Origin of the sequence: uncultured Mycobacterium sp. (assembly GCF_964249325.1) — a bacterium.
Classification (GTDB): Bacteria; Actinomycetota; Actinomycetes; order Mycobacteriales; family Mycobacteriaceae; genus Mycobacterium.
Map to the genome: position 1 here is coordinate 1 of NZ_CAXUCH010000347.1, position 3449 is coordinate 3449.

At 66.8% G+C, this 3449-nt stretch carries 3 protein-coding genes; all 3 read right to left on the minus strand.

Annotated features, from left to right (window positions below; genetic code table 11):
- On the minus strand, positions 1-1882 hold a 1882-nt coding region (locus ACFE99_RS24160), incomplete at its 3' end, for a bifunctional [glutamine synthetase] adenylyltransferase/[glutamine synthetase]-adenylyl-L-tyrosine phosphorylase (protein WP_375489285.1).
- Between the two features lie 40 nt (positions 1883-1922).
- Positions 1923-3263, minus strand: coding sequence for a type I glutamate--ammonia ligase (gene glnA, locus ACFE99_RS24165; RefSeq protein WP_375489287.1), 1341 nt, complete (start codon positions 3261-3263; stop codon positions 1923-1925).
- Between the two features lie 49 nt (positions 3264-3312).
- A partial coding sequence (locus ACFE99_RS24170; RefSeq protein ID WP_375489289.1) for an alpha/beta hydrolase occupies positions 3313-3449 on the minus strand: 137 nt, incomplete at its 5' end.

Below are 3449 nucleotides of genomic sequence, written 5' to 3' on the forward strand. Positions count from 1 at the left end.
GCCCGTGATCTACTGCGCCGGGCTCCACCTCGAGCAGCTTGGGGCCGGACGGGCCGTCACCGTACTGCTGGATGACCTCCGGTGCGCGCATCAGCAGCTCCGGTACGTACGCGGAGACGCCCAGCACGTGCATCAGCCGCTTGGCCACCGCAGGTTTGTCCCGCAGCGTGGACAGGTACCAGCGATGCCCTGCCAGCGCCTCGCTGAGCCTGCGGTACGCCAGGAGCCCGCCGTCGGGATTGGGGGTGACCGACAACCAGTCCAGCAGCCTGGGCAAAAGCACCGACTGGACGCGTCCGCGTCGACCGCTCTGGTTGGTCAGCGCGGCCAGGTGCGTCAGCGCGCTCTGTGGTGCTTCGTAGCCTAGCGCCGCCAGCTGACGCTCGGCAGCGTCCGGTGTCATGCCGCGCAGCTCCAAACCGGCCGGTCTGACCGATTCCAGCAGCGGCTGGTAGAACAGCTTGGCGTGCAGCCGTGACACCCGCACGTTGTGCCGCCGGAGTTCTTCGCGCAGCACCCCCAGCGCATCGTGGCGGCCGTCGGGACGGACGTGGGCCGCGCGTGCCAGCCAGCGCAGCGCCTCATCGTCGTCGGGCGGTGGCAGCATGTGGGTGCGCTTGAGCCGCTGCAGCTGCAGCCGGTGCTCGAGCAGCCGGAGGAACTCGTAGGAGGCGGTCAGGTTCGCCGCGTCGTCGCGGGCGATGTAGCCGCCGGCACCCAGCGCCGCCAGCGCATCGACGGTGGAGGCCACGTGAAGCGACTCGTCGGTGCGCCCGTGTACCAGCTGCAGCAGCTGCACCGCGAATTCGACGTCGCGCAAACCCCCAGTGCCGAGCTTGATTTCGCGGCTGCGAACGGCGGCCGGCACCATCTCCTCGACCCGGCGCCGCATGGCCTGCACTTCCGCCACGAAGTCTTCGCGCTCGGAGGCGCGCCAGATCATCGGACTCACGGCGGCCATGTAGCGCTCGCCGAGCTCCCGGTCGCCGCCGGCCGGCCGGGCCTTGAGCAGCGCCTGGAATTCCCAGGTCTTCGCCCACCGCTGGTAGTAGGCGATGTGCGACTCCACTGTGCGGACCAGTTCACCGTGGCGGCCTTCTGGGCGTAGCCCGGCGTCCACCTCGAAGCACGCCTCGGAGGCAACCCGCATCATCTCCCGGGCGACACGGGTGCTCACGGAGTCGGCGCGCTCGGCGACGAAGACGACATCGACGTCGCTGACATAATTCAGTTCGCGTGCACCGCATTTGCCCATCGCGATGACCGCCAGCCGCAGCGGCGGCTCGTCGCCGCACATTGTTTTTTCCGCGACGGCCAGCGCCGCTGCCAGCGCAGCGTCTGCCATATCCGCTAGGTGGGCGCCGATCGCGCTGAACGGCAGCACCGGCTCGTCTTCGACCGTCGGGGCCAAGTCCAGTGCGGCCAGCATCAGCAGCTGATCACGGTAACGTGTGCGCAGCTCGGGTATGACTGCGTCGCTTGGGTTTTCGGTGACACAGTCGAAGAAAATCCGGCGCAGCCGATCCGGCGACGGCAGGGTCAGGTTGCCGGACAGCAGGCGCCAGGAGCGTGGGTGTGTCACCAGGTGGTCCCCGAGGGCCAGCGAGGAGCCGAGCACCGCGAACAGCCGGCCCCGCAGGCTGCGGTCACTGTGCAGCGCGGCGTCGAGCTCTTCCCATCCGACTTCAGGATTCTCCGAGAGCCGGACGAGCGCGCTCAGCGCCGCGTCGGCGTCCGGTGCCCGCGACAGCGACCACAACAGCTCGACGTGCGCCTCGGTATCCCAGCCCAACTGCGCCAGGTAGGCACTCGCGCGCGGGTCGACCAAGCCCAGCCGGCCCGCGCTGGGCACTTTCGGGCGCTGGGTGGCGGGTCTGGTCACGACGACGACGGTAGCGCACCCTCGCGGGGCCGTTGAGGAGCTACAGCGACAAGTAGGTTTTCAGCTCATAGGGGGTGACGTGGCTGCGGTAGTTCGCCCACTCCGCACGCTTGTTGCGCAGGAAGAAGTCGAAAACGTGCTCTCCCAAGGCTTCTGCGACAAGCTCGGAGTTTTCCATTTGCTGCAGCGCACTGTCGAGGCTGGACGGCAACTCCCGGTAGCCCATCGCGCGGCGCTCCTCGGGCGTCAGATCCCAGACGTTGTCCTCGGCTTGCGGGCCCAGCGCGTAGTTCTTCTCCACCCCGCGCAGACCGGCCGCCAGCAGCACGGCGAACGTCAGGTAGGGGTTGCACGCCGAGTCGGGACTGCGCACCTCGATGCGCCGCGACGAGGTCTTGCGCGGGCTGTACATCGGAACCCGCACCAGCGCCGAGCGGTTGGCTGCGCCCCAGGATGCGGCGGTCGGTGCCTCACCGCCCTGCACTAGCCGCTTGTAGGAGTTCACCCACTGGTTGGTGACAGCGCTGATCTCGGATGCGTGCTCGAGGATGCCGGCGATGAACGATTTGGCCACATCGGACAGCTGCAGCGGGTCGTCGGGGCTGTGAAAGGCGTTGACCTCGCCTTCGAACAGGCTCATGTGGGTGTGCATCGCCGAACCGGGATACTGCCCGAACGGTTTCGGCATGAAGGACGCGCGGACTCCTTCTCCGAGCGCGACTTCTTTGATGACATAGCGGAAGGTCATCACGTTGTCAGCCATCGACAGTGCGTCGGCGTAGCGCAGGTCGATTTCCTGCTGGCCGGGCGCGCCCTCGTGGTGGGTGAACTCCACCGAGATGCCCATGGATTCCAGCGCCTCGACTGCGCGGCGGCGGAAGTTCGACGCAGAGTCGTGCACCGCCTGATCGAAATAGCCGGCGTCGTCGGCGGGAACGGGCACCGAGCCGTCGTCATAACCCGTCCGCAACAGGAAGAACTCGATCTCCGGATGCACATAGCAGGAGAACCCGAGGTCGTTCGCTTTGCCGAGCTGCCGGCGCAATACATGCCGCGGGTCTGCCCAAGACGGCGAGCCGTCCGGCATCTTGATGTCGCAGAACATCCGCGCCGAGTGGTGGTGGCCGGAGCTGGTCGTCCAGGGCAGCACCTGGAAGGTCGACGGGTCCGGGTGGGCGACGGTGTCGGATTCCGAGACCCGCGCGAAGCCCTCGATCGCGGATCCGTCGAAGCCGATGCCTTCCTCGAATGCGCCCTCGAGTTCGGCGGGTGCGATCGCGACCGACTTCAGGAAACCGAGCACGTCGGTGAACCACAGCCGGACGAAACGAATATCCCGTTCCTCCAGCGTGCGAAGCACGAATTCCTTTTGCCGATCCATATCCCGAACAGTATGCAGTGGCTGTTAATTCTGTGTTACGACTGCCCAGCTAACAGCGTAAGTTACCCGGCGGTGACACTTTCTCGACGAAGTAGCGAACGACCGCCGTATCGACGCATTTGTCGCCGTTGAACACCGCGGTGTGCTGGGTTCCGTCGTAGGTGATTAGGGGGGCGCCCAGTTGAC